Here is a 15,233-nt window from a genome sequence, read left to right on the forward strand (position 1 = left end):
AGTTGGTGAAAGGACGAGTAGCGGTGCGCATCCAGGAGGATTCCAGAGAATCAATGATCATTTTAGTATCAACATACCTATTGGCAGAGCTGTGAACCCTATAACGAATGACAATTGGGAAGGAACAGGTGTGACTCCGCATATAGAAGTACCAGAAGAACACGCTTTACATGTAGCCCAATATATGATTCTCAAGAAATTATTGGAAGAGAGTCCTGATACTGATATAATGGAGAACAGATGGAGTCGACTTAAGGATGAACTTGAGTTAGATCTTAGTGTTGAGGGTTTAGATCTAGAAGATTTACTAAATCAGATGATTGTTAAATGATTTGATCAATTCGAAGATAGTCGGATAAATAAGTCCGAACAACTTGCAATTGTTAGAGGAAAAGTAAAATGAACGCTCCACAGCAAATCTAGTAAAGACGCTTTTCGAAACACGGAAAGCGTCATTTTTCATGGAACAAAGGATTTAGTTAACAAGTTTTGTGATGAAGTTTTACTAACTTGGCAATACTAAGGTGAGAGATTGGAGAAGATGCCACAATGAAAATAAAACAATTAATCGCGAACAATATTAACCGATTAGATGCAGCACTTCCAGAAGATAAATCGTTAGGAATTGCCGGGTTATCCGGTTCTGGAAAAACAACTTTTTGTCAGACGATCGGCGAAGAATCAAAGAAGCGCCTCGTATCGTTATTGCCAAAGGCTGAATATCAGTATTTATTCCCAAACATTATGGAGACCAATTTCAGTGCAATCAAAATGGAAGAGATGCCTTTAGTACTTTTCCTCGGCAGGTCATCCATTTCTTCGAATCCACGTTCTACCATTGGCACGCATACAGGTGTTTTTACAGAAATTCGTGCATGTCTTGCAGACAAGTATAATCTTTCTCCAGAAGTGTTTTCATTCAACAATGAATTAGGCTGGTGTCCAAAATGTAAAGGGCGCGGTAGTAACAGTAATGTCGAATGCAAAACATGTGGTGGTAAACGTTATAACAATGAAGTTATGCAATATACAATTGACTTGTTTGATCAACCACATGCGATTTTCGATATTAACAACTTGAGCGTTGAAACAATTCTCTTACTAGCTGAAGAACTACATCTTAGTGAAGCGAAACGGCTGATCCTCCAAAATATTATCAATATGAATATCGGTTACTTAACATTGAATCGAATCATGGGTACATTGTCGGGCGGAGAATTGACACGCCTTTACTTGGCGGAATTCATGGCAGCTAGTGAAAATACCGTTATTATTATTGATGAAATATCAGTCGGTCTTGATCGCCAAACATTATTGAAAATCTTAGAACAGATCAAGCAATTAGGCTATAAAAATCAAATTTGGCTCATCGACCATTCTGACACAGTGCTCGATATAACGGATGAGCAATTATTCTTTGGACCTGGCAGTGGTAAATACGGCGGGAAAATTGTAGAGGAATCACCACGTCCACAACCTGTGTTTCAGGAACGAAATGAGGAAAAGCCAACAGAAACCTATCTATTTAAAGATCTATACTGCCGTAATATTCAAATGGTTGAATTTGAAATTCCGAAAAATAGACTTGTAACTGTTACGGGTGAATCTGGCTGCGGAAAATCCACGCTTATCAATGAATGTGTAGCCAAAGATTTTGTAAAGCGATATCCCAAAGATAAATTGGTCATGGTTGGGCAGGATCGAAACCAATCAATTACGAGCAGGTCAACTGTTGCAACGTTTCTTGACATTAAACAGAAACTTAACAAATACAGCAACGAGATTGATGATATATTTGAACGTTCAATTGAAGATATTATTGATGAATTACCGAAGGAAGACATTGCTCATAAACGTTTGAGCTTATTGATCAAGCTAGGACTCGGTTATTTAACGTTGGAAAGAAAGACACAAACTCTGTCGACTGGAGAATTTCAATGTGTCCATTTAGTTTCGGAGCTGTTTGCGAACTCAAGAAATCCACATACGCTGTTTATATTTGACGAACCATCAAAAGGATTATCCCAAAATATTTTAAACCAATTCATCGATAGTGTGAGGCTGATTCTTCAAGATGAAACCGTTTCAGTCATAATGATCGAACATAATGAGTATATGATAGAGAGCTCCGATTACATTGTCGATTTCGGGAAGAGAAAGAGTGAGCCTGTCACACATCTAGACATTGATAGTCATCACGACTACTACAAGAATAAAAGCAAGGAAGCTATCAAACAGCCATCACATATTTCTTCCATGCTGAAACAGCAATATGGCATTTCCTATTTAACAGAAAATCATATCGCCTATTTTAAGAATGCGGAAAACATCTATAAAGGCGGTATTTTAAAAAGCTTGTCATCAATGGCCCGGTTGATTTACGGTGAATACGAGTCGGAACAAATTGCTCCAGTCATTGCCATTGACCTAGAAAGACATTTGTATAGCCAATATAGTTTTCTCTATGAGTTAGGTGGAGTGATTAACCATATTGTGGCGGAGCATCCGACAAATAAAGACACGAGAAGCTTCGATTTCTATAATAAGGACAATCATTGTCCCTCCTGCTCAGGACGACTCGAGATTGAAGTGTTTGATAGAGATGTTGTCATTCAAGATAAGAATGTCCCTTTCTGGGATGGTTTGCTTCATCCAGATGTAATGGAAGTATTAAAATACTATAAATATGAGAAGTTGGAATTTCTTTTTGAAGAAATAAAAAATGAGTTGGGTCATGACTTGACGAAAAGCTATAATGAGTTGTCTGATGAAGAAAAGCATACGTTTTGGTACGGATATTATGAGAAATCATTTTATGATAAGGAAGGCAAAGCCCGGAGAACGTGGGTAGGCTTTAATTCAATTGTCGGTATGTATATGTTTATCTCTAAATCAGTCATAAAAGAGGAAATGAAAGCTTCCAAAGAAATGATTGAATGCCCTATTTGTCAAGGTACGGTGTTAAACCATCAAAAGCCGCTTCTTTTTGGAGACAAAGATATTCGTGAATTGATCAAACTGCCGGTAGATGAAGTATTGAAAATTGTTGGAGACTTGCCCGTACTCGTCAAACTGAAATCGATCGTAGGCGGCGATATGATGTTGACAGATGATGTCTCGTTGCTGCCTAGGGAAACACAAGTCACCCTAAAGTTGTTTGAATTGGAGCAGGCAAGCTTCACCGGTTATGAAATGGTATTACAAAATGCCTTGCCATTTTGGGATCTGATTAAAGACAATGTTGAGTCAATATGCACCAATAACAAAGTGACGATCTGTGATTTCGCAAACATTCATGAAACAAGAGAAACAATTATCGATAAGTATTTCACAAATGGAAAATATAAAAAATTGACGTATGTGTATGAAGCATTTGGTTATAAAAAACTTGTTACCCTTATTAATAAAGTTAGAAAGGGCGACCCATGTCCATTCTGTAAAGGTAAGAAAGTGATTTCAGAAGATAATCTTCATGATGGCGTTCATAAATTAACCATTCCATGTGTAATGTGTCATGCGACAGGCGTCAGTGAGGAAGGTCTGAAGGAAATTGTTGAAGGTATCAACGTGCAAACTTGGCTCACTGGAACAGTAAGAGATGCTGTTGAAAAAGACTTATATACAGAAGAGGTTGCAGACATTCTGATTTTCAATCGTATCCGCGAGTTAAATAAACGGGATATGATGGCGCTTTATGAGTGCCTGGAGCGAAATAGATAATGACATAAAGCCTAATTACTTTCTTGCGAGTGAGAAAGTAATTAGGCTTATATTTTCAATTGATTTACGAGACAAGTTTTAGACCTACTGCAGCTCCTAACACCATCCCGATAAAAACAAGTCTTTTCCAGTCTTTGGACTCTCCATAGAAAACCATTCCTAAAATCGCTCCTCCAGATGCACCAATTCCTGTCCAGATTGCGTAAGCTGTACCCATCGGGAGTGTTTTCATTGAATAGGCAAGAAAGATAAAACTTGCTCCAAATCCGGCAATCAATATAGCGAGTGATTGCCAATTACGGTCCTTATGCAATTTATTAATCATCGCAACACCAAACATTTCACATAAGCCAGCTAAGATTAAAGCAATCCATGCCATCTTCATTCATCTCCTTCCTGAGGTTTGTCCGTTGTCACTAGTTTTAAGCCAATGACACCCGCTAATAAAAGCATGATCAAAAGTATTTTTTCTGGTTTAAATGGTTCTCCAAAGAAAAGGATTTCAGAAAAGACAGTTCCTGCTGTACCAAGACCGACAAAAACCGCATATACCGTTCCAACGGGAAGTTTTCGTCCTGCCATGATCATTAAATAAAAACTGATGTAAATCGCAATAGCAGTTCCCGTCCACGTCCAAAAGTCATTCGCATGCTTCAACCCAATCACCCAAAATACTTCGAAGAATGCAGCAATAATTACTTTGAGCCAATCTTTATTCATTTGAAAAGACACCTCCATTATTACTTTGCCCAAAAACAAAAAAGCCTGGGAGACAACTGTAAACAGTTTCTCCCAGGCTTTTATCCTTCCGTGGCACAGCTAAAGCTGTGAGTTTTCTCTCGGACCAGACCAACAATTTGTTGCGGAACCCTAGAAAACATTTACTTATATAATTACTTTACATTATACATACATGAAGAAAAGAGTCAAGGGAGGGCACAGTGCTAATAAGTTGCATATGATAATACATGAATCTCTGAAGGGAATGAAAAAATGTATTATCATCCTTATGGATACTCATATCAAAACCCTAGTTATATGAATGATTCTATGTATAATTATGGCCAAACGACGGATTATTGGATGAATCCTGATGGGGCAATCCAAGCAAATCAACCTAATCCTAATAATACTCCCACTGCTCAAAGGACGACAGGTAGGATAAGGGATTTTGGACCAAACCCAGTTGTCGTTAATATTAGCGAAGCGACGAAACGAAATAATACGTTTCGTACCGCGCTATGGACAGGAACCCATTTACAAACAACGTTAATGAGTCTAGGCCCTGGAGAAGATATCGGTTTGGAAATTCATCCTGATGTGGATCAATTCATTCGTATTGAACAGGGTCAAGGATTGGTTCAAATGGGTAAGTCGAAAAATACTTTGAGCTTTGAAAGAACTGTGTATGACGATTTTGCAATTATTATACCTGCAGGTACATGGCATAACATAACAAATACAGGTGATATTCCACTAAAACTCTATTCCATTTATGCTCCACCTAACCACCCGTTTGGTACTATCCATCGTACGAAGGCAGATGCAGAGGCTGCGGAACGGGGCAGAGGATATAACAATCGAAATACTGGATACGATTCAAGGAATTATTGGTGAAGTGATGGCTAGAGAATGCCCCGACACTTGAAGTATTTGTGTGGGGGCATATTTTTAAGGCCGTTTTGACTGTTTATTCTTTCTTGCTTTTCGAAGCTCTGCAAATTCTTTTGCAATCTCCTCATGCATATCCTCAGGTTTGATCTTCTGGTTCTTCGGTGTTTGCGGTAAAGAACGGGTATTGTTTCCGCCTGTTTTATTATTATGATTATCTCTTCCCATTTTTAATGCTCCTTTCGATTTGCTATCCTACATACTATGGCTTTTCGATAGAAGTTTTATGCCAAAAGGAAGTTCAGTTCAATACCATATTGACGATCTAGCCGTTTCAAATTGTTGTGGAAAGGGTATGCTTAAAAGAGCATACGTTAAGGAGGTTCGGGATAAATGTCACTTAGTGAAGAACTGAAAAAGTTGAAAGAATTCAAATGTAATTCTCGCTGTGTGTTGACTGTGTATTTGAATACGAACCCTGCTGACCCGGAACAACAAAATGGTGCGTGGCGACTTCATTTGAAAAATGGTTTGAAGCGGATTGATGAGTATTTGCAAGCTTCCAATGATGAGAAAGAAATAAAAGCGTATAAAAAACTTAAAGAAAAAGTAACGAAAGAAATTGAAAACAATCAAAACGACTTGAACAAAGGGGTCGTTATTTTTGCGTCTGATAACCCTGAATTATGGTCTGTCCATTATGTACAAGTACAAGTAAAGACAAGTTTCCATTGGGAAGATCATCCGGTCATTGAAGAAATGGAATATATGTTAAAGGCATATCCGGAGGCCGGCATCGTCTTGCCGAGTTTTGGAGAAGTTCGGATTTTGGATACAGCAATGGGCTTTGTTAATGGAGAAAGGACTTATGAATTCGATTCGGGTCTAGAAGTATGGAAAGAACAACAAAGCGTCCGTTCATCTCTCCAACGTGGTTCTGGCGGAGGACAAGGTGATGGACTTGATGACCGTCTTCGAGAAAATCTTGAACGTTTTTATAAAGAATTGGGTGTAATCGTCGAAAAAATGCGGAAAGATCGAAACTGGAAAGAACTATATGTCGTTGGCGAAGCCGAACTAGCAAATTCATTCGCCAAGTCATTACGGACGAAACCGAATAATTGTATTTATAAAAACCTGACCAATGTTGAAGCAAGAAAAGTACTCCATCAAGTATTTGAAAAATAGATTGAGAAACCGTTCCTTTTAATAGGGACGGTTTTTTTATAATTGTACAGTTATACGCTCATCGACATATCATATAGAAAACGATTGATGGGGGGTTGAATTATGGGATTGTTTTTTAACAAGAAAAACCACTCAAACATTTATAAAGGCGAAAAAATTGCTGAAATAAACCAGACCATCTATAGATCCGATACGTTGTCGGAAGCAATGAAGGAGCAACAGAGAGCATTCGACAAGATGAATGAAAAATATAGTGAAATGGAAAAGCAACTACAGAAACAGCGAAGAGTCCAATCCGATCGATGGAAGACAACCGGATTGCGATTCGAAGAAATACTTGATCATCAATCGCAGCATCGTCAATTCGAGCAGGAGGCGATGGAAACGTTAGAAAACTTGGAAAGAAAACATAAAGAACTACAAAAAATTCTCGACAGCAAACGGAAGATGAATGAAGAGCTTGTCGAACAAATCAATATGCTCAGTCAAACCAATGCCGAAATTGCAGAGCGGTTAGATAAGTTTGATGCCGATCAAGAAAAACTCCTTTTGAAAATGGATGCCCAAATCGAAAAGCAGGATCAATTCTCCATTTCACTTGAAGAACAGAAAACAGTTCAAATGGAAATGAACAATCGGATTGAACAGCACGAAGGGTTAATGGATAAGATGATGCGGCAAATGGATTTTCTGAAGTCGGTCTTATTTGAAAGGACGCATTTTATTGCAGAGAAAATCGACAAGAGCTACAAGCTCACAACGACATATATTAGTAATTTAAGAGACAAATCCAATTCTGAATCAAATCGATAAGTCCAATGTCTGTTTGCAATGTGCAGGCGGACTTTTTTCATGAGCTTATCATTCCCCTTTAGCAGGCATTATTTTCATAGCACTTCAATATACTAGCTAGAAAAGGGGGTTGAAAAACATTGAATGAAAATAACGAGAAAAAACCATCTGAAATCGAAAAGGCAATTGAACAAACAGATGGCAAGAAGGAAGGCCAAAAGACATCCATCGGGTTAACAGAAAATGTTGGGGGAATGCTTTGTTATATTTTCATCATTGGTCTTATTTTTCTATTCATGGAAAAAGAAAACCGCTTCATCCGATTCCACGCATTGCAATCTGTTTTTCTGGCCATTGCCATTTTCCTAATTAGCATCATTTTGGGCTTCATTCCTGTCATAGGCACTATTGGTAGCCTGTTGCTAAGCCCGCTCGCTTTCGTCTTGATGATCTTCATGATGTACAAATCGTATCACGGTCATTATTACAAACTCCCATTCATCGGAGATTTGGTCGACAACCAATTGGAAAAGCCATGAGCAATAGCCGCTCGGAAATATCCGATGCGGCTCAGCCTGTTGACAAACGCTCGCATCCGTTGTTGAGGCCTACAGGATGTAGGTCATGCATCCGTTGCCGCAGGACGCGGCGCCTTTAGGATGCCTACTTCCGCTCGTCCGCTCATGAACTTAAGTTCTATTCGCGTCTTCGCTCCACTTCGCGCGGGCTCGCAGGAAGCGAGTCATGCAACCGTCGCCACAGTACGTGGCGCTCTTAGGTTGCCTTCCTCGACAAGCGTTTTCAATCAGGCTGAGGGAAATATTTATTTCTCGGGTTTTCCCTAAAATTAAGTGTAGACAAAGTCAAAAAACGACTTTGTCTACACTCTGAGCCCTTTTGAAATATCAAAAGGGGTTTCTCTTTGGTGAAAACCTAGTAACTTGTTCCTCCCAGCAAGATAATAAATATCCAAAAGAAAAGTTTCATTGCCAAAGTGATAGCGCCTAAAATGATCCCTGCCATTGCCATTCCTTTGCCGATTTGCTGTTTGTTCCCGGAGACTCCGAAGACGATAGCCAATATGCCCAGTAAATAAGGAAGGAGAGGAATTAGATTCAACACCACTCCTAAAATACCTAACACAAGTGAACTGACCGCCATGCCATTTGTTTGTTGGTTTTCATTTTCCACATCTTCACCCCCACTATGACAGCGTATGCAAGTGGAGACAGGGATTTGAATAAATGGAAGATGAAATATTCTAAGAATAATGTAAAATGACATTCTTTTATATCTATTGAAGTGTTATACTATAATTTGATAGGAAATAGAAATTTGCTTAGGAGGAGAATTATGATACCTTTTGCAAAACCAACAGTTGAACAATTTTTCCGTACGTATACAATTACAAATTTTGCTGTAAATAATGATGAAACGAAGCTTATCTTTAATACGAATTTAAATGGCAAGATGAATTTGTGGGCAATGGATTTACCTGGCTCATTCCCATATTTGTTTGCTCACCGGGACGAGTCGTGTAATTTTATTAAGTTCGATCCGGAAAATCGCTATGTATTAGCGGGGTTTGATCAAGATGGGGATGAAAATTATCAAATCTATTCTATTCCGTTCGACGGAGGTTTACCGAAGCCGTTAATTACAGGAGAACCGAATGAGAAATTCTATTTCAGTCATTTAAGTGAGGATGGAAAGAGAATTTACTATGTGACATCCTTAGACAATCCGATGTATTTGAATACACATATGCATAACTTGGAAAGCGGCGTTGATACGTTGTTGAATATCGGAGAGCTTTCACCGACACAGCTCGCTGCAGTTTCTGATGACGAAGAGAAGTTTGTCTTTTCCAGGTCGTTCGCGAATACGTACGTGATCAGCTTTGTGAAAATTGGGGAGGAGACTTTCAACGTAACCCCGGACGCGGCAAAAGTGCATATTGCTTATGATCCGGTCTTCACAGATGATGAGACCATTCACTTTGTAACGGATTATGAAAGCGACTTTGCATATATTGCAAAATTCGATTTTAAAACTAAAACCTTCTCGAAAGTCTTGGAAGTAGAAGGCGAAAGTGTCCAGACAATCAAATATAATAAAGATACAGGTAACATCCATTTCCTTACTATTAAAGGGGTGGCGGACAAATACTATCGCACTGATGTAAATGGGGAAAAGCTAGAGGAGTGTACCTTGCCGGTCGATGTTGTCGATCAAATCCGCATTGCAAAGTCCGGCAACGTATACATTTTAGGTAGAAGCGCCACAGTTCCTCATAATATTTATAAATCTGCTGACGGTAATGAATGGAAAAGGCTTACCGAAAATAAGGTGCTCGGCGTAAGTGAGGATGGCATGGTCGATCCAGACGTCGTTTCCTATACTTCCTTCGATGGTTTGGAAATTGAGGCTCTTTTATTCAAAGCGAAAGAAGAAAACGCCAATGGCTACACGATCTTCTGGCCACATGGAGGGCCACAAGCATCCGAACGGAAGATGTTCCGCTCGATGTTCCAATGTTTCTTGAACAGAGGCTATAACATTTTTGCACCGAACTTCCGCGGAAGCACCGGCTATGGCTCGGAGTTCACAAAAATGGTCGAACAAGATTGGGGAGAAGGTCCGCGCCTCGACTGTTTGGCAGGAATTGAATGGTTATTCGAGAAGGGTATTACTGACCGGGAGCGCCTATTCCTTGTTGGTGGAAGCTATGGCGGCTACATGGCATTGCTGCTCCATGGAAGACATGCAGAGTACTTCAAGGCGGTTGTGGACATTTTTGGTGTGTCCGACCTATTCACATTTGTCAATTCTGTTCCGCCTCACTGGAAGCCGATCATGGATCGTTGGCTAGGTGATCCGGAACGTGACAAAGAGCGTTTCGTCAAAGATTCTCCTGTCACGTATCTTGACGGAATGACGAAACCGATGCTGGTCATCCAAGGTGCGAAAGATCCACGCGTCGTCAAAGAGGAATCCGACCAAATCGTTGCAAAGTTGACAGAGCTCGGGCGTGATGTCGAATACCTTGTGTTGGATGATGAAGGACACGGCTTCTCGAAGAAGGAAAATGAAATAAAGGTGTACAGCAGGATGCTTGAGTTTTTGGAGAAGCATCAAAACTGACTTGAAGAAAAGCTGTCCGCAGTCGTAAATTGACTGTTGGACAGCTTTTTTTTCATGAAGAAGTTTAGTTTTGTGATCATAAACCCGTGTGAGTGATCATAAACCCGTGTGAGTGATCATAAACCCGTGTGAGTGATCATAAACCCGTGTGAGTGATCATAAACCCGTGTGAGTGATCATAAACCCGTGTGAGTGATCATAACCCGTGTGAGTGATCATAAACCCGTGTGAGTGATCATAAACCCGTGTGAGTGATCATAAACCCATGTGAGTGATCATAAATCCGTATAAGTGATCATAAACTCGAATTCCGAACTCGAAAAAGAGTGTCACTCCCAATCCTGTCGCTGCATATCCTCCGCGACGAGTTGCAAGTCATCGGCAGTAATCGTGAGAACTTCGTAATCGCTCGTCTCTGCAAATTTCAATGCCATTCTTTTCATGAATTTGGGTGAACCTTCATTTTCTTCATCGTAGACGATTAATATTCCATCCGAATTCCGCAATAAAAACTTATCCCGCTCAATGAATTGCCAAGGGGCTTCGTATGGGCGTTTCGTTAAACTGACAGAGTAGTCCGCATGTGCAAGGATGAATTCGTATGCTTCTTTTTTTGCCTCGTTCCAATTTTTATCTTGTTCTTGGAAAGGGGTGATGACGGCGAATTTCAAGTCAGGATACAATTCTTGCAAGTCGATCACCGTATGCGCAGCCCATGTCTCCACTCCCGGCTGGCCGCTAATGATTACCCATTCCAGGCCGCTATCAAGTAGAGGAGTCAATCGGTTTTCCAATGCTTTTTTTATGATTCCGATGCCAGGATGCTTATCATTAAAAATGCCTAAATCATGCGCTTTATAGCCTGTTATCACGAGTCGCTTAATCATTTATTCATACCTTCGATTGCCGTACGCGCCAATTTTGAAATGACCATGTCATCCATTGGAGGATTATGCAATCCCGCCCGGACATCCCGATAATACCGTTGTAGTGGGTTGGACAGCTCCAAGCTTTTCGCACCGACGAGACGCATCGCTTGATCGACGATGCGGATTGCTGCGTTCGTCACGACATGTTTCGCTGCTCCTAATTCTTGCTTAATGAGCTCCCTTCGAACAGGATCATCGTAAGCTTGGGCTACACTGTAAAGGAAATGCCGCGATTTCATCAATTCCAGATCGATGTGACCGATATGACTTTGCACATTGGGCAATTCGGAAATTGTCCCTTGAATGCTGTTTGGACTATATTCGACAGCAAACTTCACTGCATAATCACGGGCGGCTTGTGCAATCCCTAAATAACAAGCTGGTATATGAAGAAGCCATCCATTCAATTTTTCTCCTCGAAGCCCTTTGCTCAACTCAACAAAGTCTTCCTCACTGACTTTCACTTCTTTTAAAACCAAATCATGGCTTTCCGTTCCCCGCATGCCTATCATATTCCATGTCTCCTTGATTGAAACACCTTCTCTCGTATGGTCGATGAGGAAAAAGCCAATAGCTTCTTGTTCTTCGACCCATGCGGAAACAAGGGAGTGAGTAAGGACAGGGGACATCGAAGTGAAGGTTTTCTGTCCATTAATTATCCAATACCCGTCTTTTTTGACCGCTGTTGTTTGAGGACGGCCACCGCGGGTCGGACTGCCAGTTTGGGCTTCGCTTGCCGCGCGGTTCACTAATGCGCCGTTCAAGATCTCCTTTGCAAACCTTTCTAGTTTGCTCTTTTCCCATAGCTTACTTGTATAAAGGTCACCGACAGCCCCTTGATGCCAGCCAATCGATAAAGCGGTTGCACCATCGTAGGAAGCGATTGTCTCCTGCATTAAAATCATATCTGTCACGGTAATCCCGCCACCGCCATATTCCTTCGGCAATGTGAGTGCTGTATACCCTAATTCCACAAGAGATTGTATATTTTCTTTCGGAAAAGAGGCTAGTCGGTCTGTCTGTTCAGCCGAACTCCGAATTTGTTGTTCAAGATTACTTATTTTGTCCAACCATTCCCTTTGCAGATCAGTTGCGATGAAGAGCTCCTTTGACATGTAGACACATCCTTTACGTAACGTTCTCATTATTTCTATTATACGGCACAAGTTGATGATTGCAGGGAAAAAGCAATCTTCTTTTGCAATGAACGATTTCATACTATATTTAAATTATAGAATAATCCATACGACACACGATTGCAGTAATGGAATGGATTTTCAAATTTAGGGGGATAAGAGATGAACATTCGACAATTAGAACCGCAAGATGCCGAAGTCTATTTTCAAATCCGATTAGAAGCTTTGTATAAAAATCCTGAAGCTTTTGGATCAAGTTATGAAGAGGAGAAAAAGGAAACCGCCGACAAGTACAAAGAAAGATTACAAGGTACTGATTCCTTTATTTTTGGTGCTTTTGATGACTCCAAACTTGTTGGGGTAATTACGTTATTGACAGAGAAAAGAATGAAACTCAAGCACCGTGCAACAATAGTTGCGATGTACGTAGCACCCGAAAAACGAGGGGAGGGTGTTGCGAAAGCGCTTATGAATGAAGCAATTAATAAAGCAAGGACCCTTGAAGGGATAGAACAAATTCATCTAACAGTTGTAAGTTCAAATATAGCTGCAAAGAAACTGTATTCATCCCTTGGATTCGAAGAATATGGTACTGAGAAAAGAGCGTTGAAAATAGAAGAAACCTATTTAGATGAAGATTTTATGGTTCTTTTCTTAAGGTAGAATTCTTATGAGAAAGCCCGAATATTCTCCTCAGACATTTTTTCGATGTTTAGTTTTCCTTCATTATAGGAACAGTGAAGGAAGATCATAAATGAGGAGTGACGAGAAATGGACGCAAAAGAAACAGCACGTAAAATCCTGGATGAAAGCTATGTCGGAACAATGGCAACTGTCCAACAGGGTAAGCCATTCAGCAGATACATGACATTTTTCAATGAAGGCTTCACGCTTTACACGGCAACTTCAAAAAAGACAGATAAAGTGGATGAGCTTGAAAAGAATCCGAATACACATATTTTGATTGGCTATGAAGGGGAAGGTTTCGGGGATGAGTACCTTGAAATTATGGGAACTGTGACGATCTCCGATGAGGAAAGTGTGAAAGAGAAGGTTTGGAATGAGCATATGAGTCCCTATTTTTCGGGTCCTGATGATCCGGAGCTCGTCATCATGAAAATAACCCCTGATTCAATGCGATTGATGAATAAAAAAGGAGAAGAACCTCAAGAAATTCAATTTTGAATGAAAAATGATCCCTTGCCTATAGGTAAGGGATTTTCTCTATGTGAACAGTATGCGCAATTATAAAAAAGTATTGATTCCGTGCATTCTACGCTATACTAATACAATGTTCTCCGGAGAAATTGGGAAAAGTGAGTGATTATATGAAACAACGTGAGCAATGGACATCAAAGATTGGTTTTATATTAGCAGCCGCTGGAAGTGCAATCGGACTCGGGGCCATCTGGAAGTTCCCTTATATGGCAGGCACGAACGGCGGAAGCGTTTTTTTCTTGTTATTTATTATTTGTACATTGGTAATTGGTCTACCTATTTTACTAGCTGAATTCGTCATCGGGAGAAGAGGGCAGCAGGATGCTGTCAATTCTTTAAAAAAACTGGCACCCGGAAAACCTTGGTTTCTCATAGGCTGGATGGGACTACTAAGTTCCTTTATTCTGTTATCCTTCTATAGCGTCGTAGGTGGGTGGATTCTTTCTTATTTGGTACGGGCGTTATTGTTCCGTCTTGACGTTACCGATTATGGGGGGCTATTCGATACGATTATTGCGAATCCAGGAGAAGTGCTCATTGCACAGGCTGTATTCATGATATTGAATATTTGGATTGTACAAAGCGGCGTCCAAGGCGGTATTGAGCGTGCGAGTCGGTGGATGATGCCATTGCTTTTCATCTTCTTCATTGTATTGGCAATTCGATCATTAACGCTCGACGGAGCAATGGAAGGGATCCGCTTCCTGTTCGTACCGGATTGGTCATATTTAACGGGTAAGACTTTCTTGCTTGCGCTCGGACAGGCTTTCTTCTCGTTAAGCGTCGGCGTAACAGCAATGATGACGTACGCTTCTTATCTATCGAAAGAGGAGAGGTTAGGCCAATCCGCTTTCAACGTGTCTATATTGAATATATTCATCTCGTTGCTCGCGGGTATCGTCATCTTCCCGGCAGTATTTGCGCTAGGCCAATCGCCTGCTGAAGGACCGGGTTTGATCTTCGTCGTCTTACCAGCGATTTTCAATGAAATTCCACTCGGCGGATTTTTCATGATTTTGTTCTTTATTTTATTATTATTCGCGACATTGACATCCTCCATTTCTATGTTAGAAATTGTCGTCTCGACAGGGATTCAGAAGAAAGTAGAAAAGAGACGAACTGCGGCTTGGGTGTTTGGAGCTTTGATTTTCATCGTGGGCATTCCGAGTGCTTTGTCTTTTGGTGTGTTAGCGGATGTGAAGCTGCCCGGAGGCACGTTCTTTGATTTTGCAGATATCCTGACAAGCCGGATCGGATTGCCGATTGGTGCGCTTCTCATTTCGATTTTCGCAGGACATGTGTTGACGACTGCGGAAACGGATGATGAGCTGCGAATGAATCCTCGCTTGAATCATACTTGGAAATTCATCGTGCGCTATATCGCACCAATTGCGATCATCGCTATTTTTATCGCTTCATTTATTGAATAAAGGAACATGAAAAGCATTCTCTTTTATAGAGGGTGCTTTTTCTATTGAGGAGAATTTGTTTTAGT

General features: G+C 40.5%; 16 protein-coding genes and 1 riboswitch. Of the genes, 10 read left to right on the top strand and 6 right to left on the bottom strand.

Features of this window, described 5'->3' with window-relative positions:
- The first annotated feature begins 91 nt into the window (after positions 1-91).
- Together MHZ92_RS21535 and MHZ92_RS00785 are read left to right on the top strand one after the other, a co-directional pair.
- The gene (locus MHZ92_RS21535; RefSeq protein ID WP_239430081.1) at positions 92-331 is read left to right on the top strand and encodes a hypothetical protein; all 240 of its coding nucleotides are present in this window, start codon (positions 92-94) and stop codon (positions 329-331) included.
- 218 nt (positions 332-549) lie between these two features.
- Complete coding sequence (locus tag MHZ92_RS00785) at positions 550-3,720, top strand: ATP-binding cassette domain-containing protein (protein WP_239429588.1); 3,171 nt, start codon at positions 550-552, stop codon at positions 3,718-3,720.
- Positions 3,721-3,784: 64 nt separating this feature from the next.
- On the opposite strand, the gene MHZ92_RS00790 is transcribed toward MHZ92_RS00785, so the two are convergent.
- Both MHZ92_RS00790 and MHZ92_RS00795 read right to left on the bottom strand, forming a co-directional pair.
- Positions 3,785-4,099, bottom strand: a complete 315-nt coding sequence (locus MHZ92_RS00790) for a DMT family transporter (protein ID WP_239430054.1) — start codon at positions 4,097-4,099, stop codon at positions 3,785-3,787.
- 2 nt (positions 4,100-4,101) lie between these two features.
- On the bottom strand, positions 4,102-4,440 hold the full coding sequence (locus MHZ92_RS00795; protein ID WP_239429589.1) for a DMT family transporter: 339 nt from the start codon (positions 4,438-4,440) through the stop codon (positions 4,102-4,104).
- A 67-nt stretch (positions 4,441-4,507) separates the two neighbouring features.
- Positions 4,508-4,605, bottom strand: a riboswitch (guanidine-I (ykkC/yxkD leader).
- A 108-nt stretch (positions 4,606-4,713) separates the two neighbouring features.
- On the opposite strand from MHZ92_RS00795, the gene MHZ92_RS00800 reads away from it, so the two are divergent.
- Positions 4,714-5,337: a cupin domain-containing protein gene (locus MHZ92_RS00800; RefSeq protein ID WP_239429590.1), complete on the top strand. Its 624-nt coding sequence runs from the start codon at positions 4,714-4,716 to the stop codon at positions 5,335-5,337.
- A gap of 54 nt (positions 5,338-5,391) precedes the next feature.
- Here MHZ92_RS00800 and MHZ92_RS00805 read toward each other — a convergent pair whose 3' ends face one another.
- Positions 5,392-5,559: a YfhD family protein gene (locus MHZ92_RS00805; protein ID WP_239429591.1), complete on the bottom strand. Its 168-nt coding sequence runs from the start codon at positions 5,557-5,559 to the stop codon at positions 5,392-5,394.
- 165 nt (positions 5,560-5,724) lie between these two features.
- Here MHZ92_RS00805 and MHZ92_RS00810 point away from each other — a divergent pair, with 165 nt between their 5' ends.
- The 3 genes from MHZ92_RS00810 (at position 5,725) to MHZ92_RS00820 (ending at position 7,850) form a co-directional block, all read left to right on the top strand.
- Entirely contained in the window at positions 5,725-6,519 is a 795-nt protein-coding gene (locus MHZ92_RS00810; protein WP_239429592.1) for a VLRF1 family aeRF1-type release factor, read from the top strand.
- A 102-nt stretch (positions 6,520-6,621) separates the two neighbouring features.
- Positions 6,622-7,332 carry a hypothetical protein gene (locus MHZ92_RS00815; RefSeq protein ID WP_239429593.1) on the top strand — a complete coding sequence of 237 codons (711 nt, stop codon included), beginning with the start codon at positions 6,622-6,624 and terminating at the stop codon, positions 7,330-7,332.
- Positions 7,333-7,451: 119 nt separating this feature from the next.
- Positions 7,452-7,850, top strand: a complete 399-nt coding sequence (locus MHZ92_RS00820) for a DUF4870 domain-containing protein (protein ID WP_239429594.1) — start codon at positions 7,452-7,454, stop codon at positions 7,848-7,850.
- A gap of 394 nt (positions 7,851-8,244) precedes the next feature.
- Here MHZ92_RS00820 and MHZ92_RS00825 read toward each other — a convergent pair whose 3' ends face one another.
- A complete protein-coding gene (locus MHZ92_RS00825; protein WP_239429595.1) occupies positions 8,245-8,502 on the bottom strand; it encodes a DUF4190 domain-containing protein in 258 nt (85 codons plus the stop codon).
- 162 nt (positions 8,503-8,664) lie between these two features.
- Between MHZ92_RS00825 and MHZ92_RS00830 the strand changes: the two genes are divergently transcribed.
- Positions 8,665-10,455, top strand: coding sequence for a S9 family peptidase (locus MHZ92_RS00830; protein ID WP_239429596.1), 1,791 nt, complete (start codon positions 8,665-8,667; stop codon positions 10,453-10,455).
- A 329-nt stretch (positions 10,456-10,784) separates the two neighbouring features.
- Here the strand turns inward: MHZ92_RS00830 and MHZ92_RS00835 are convergent, their stop codons facing one another.
- Together MHZ92_RS00835 and MHZ92_RS00840 are read right to left on the bottom strand one after the other, a co-directional pair.
- A complete protein-coding gene (locus MHZ92_RS00835; protein ID WP_239429597.1) occupies positions 10,785-11,342 on the bottom strand; it encodes an SLOG family protein in 558 nt (185 codons plus the stop codon).
- Positions 11,339-12,499 (bottom strand): acyl-CoA dehydrogenase family protein, encoded by a 1,161-nt coding sequence (locus MHZ92_RS00840; RefSeq protein ID WP_239429598.1) that lies wholly within the window; start codon positions 12,497-12,499, stop codon positions 11,339-11,341. The genes MHZ92_RS00835 and MHZ92_RS00840 overlap by 4 nt, the downstream gene beginning before the upstream one ends.
- Positions 12,500-12,682: 183 nt before the next feature.
- Between MHZ92_RS00840 and MHZ92_RS00845 the strand changes: the two genes are divergently transcribed.
- The 3 genes from MHZ92_RS00845 (at position 12,683) to MHZ92_RS00855 (ending at position 15,168) form a co-directional block, all read left to right on the top strand.
- Positions 12,683-13,183: a GNAT family N-acetyltransferase gene (locus MHZ92_RS00845; RefSeq protein ID WP_239429599.1), complete on the top strand. Its 501-nt coding sequence runs from the start codon at positions 12,683-12,685 to the stop codon at positions 13,181-13,183.
- 108 nt (positions 13,184-13,291) lie between these two features.
- The gene (locus tag MHZ92_RS00850; protein WP_239429600.1) at positions 13,292-13,705 is read left to right on the top strand and encodes a pyridoxamine 5'-phosphate oxidase family protein; all 414 of its coding nucleotides are present in this window, start codon (positions 13,292-13,294) and stop codon (positions 13,703-13,705) included.
- A gap of 143 nt (positions 13,706-13,848) precedes the next feature.
- Positions 13,849-15,168, top strand: coding sequence for a sodium-dependent transporter (locus MHZ92_RS00855; protein ID WP_239429601.1), 1,320 nt, complete (start codon positions 13,849-13,851; stop codon positions 15,166-15,168).
- The last annotated feature ends 65 nt before the right edge of the window (positions 15,169-15,233 follow it).

The sequence above is a fragment of the Sporosarcina sp. ACRSL genome (genome assembly GCF_022346605.1).
GTDB lineage: Bacteria > Bacillota > Bacilli > Bacillales_A > Planococcaceae > Sporosarcina.